Annotated in this window: 1 rRNA gene; it reads left to right on the top strand. The window is 40.4% G+C overall.

The window, feature by feature from the left end:
- Positions 1-385: 385 nt before the first annotated feature.
- A 23S ribosomal RNA gene (locus K0625_RS24335) occupies positions 386-502 on the top strand; the annotation flags it as partial.

Below are 502 nucleotides of genomic sequence, written 5' to 3' on the forward strand. Positions count from 1 at the left end.
CTTTATCTTTGGCTTTTTTAAGCCCGCTCTTTAAAAATTTGGAAAGCTGATAGTATTAATTTAACGATTAATGCGAAATAAATAATTGAGTTCTCAAACACTTAAATCAAGTGCCGAACGACATTATCAACGCTATTTAATAGCGATTAATAATGAAGTTCATGAGTATTCTTTTGGCGAAAGTAAACACCATTAGTTGCGATACATCTCGTTCAAACTTACCCGTTTGAACAATAGAGAAGATTAGCGCAGTCAATGTGATGCTAGGCAAGGCGATAAGGCAAACGAGGAAGGCGTGTAGTTCACTACATAACTGACGAGTGCGACTTATGAACGCAGCATAGCGGTGCAGTGACAAGCGAAATAAAACCTATGTGGGTTGTATGGTTAAGTGACTAAGCGTATACGGTGGATGCCTTGGCAGTCAGAGGCGATGAAGGACGTAGTAACTTGCGAAAAGCGTTGGCGAGCTAGTAACAAGCATTTGAGCTAACGATGTCCG

Source organism: Shewanella nanhaiensis (assembly GCF_019457885.1).
GTDB lineage: Bacteria > Pseudomonadota > Gammaproteobacteria > Enterobacterales > Shewanellaceae > Shewanella > Shewanella nanhaiensis.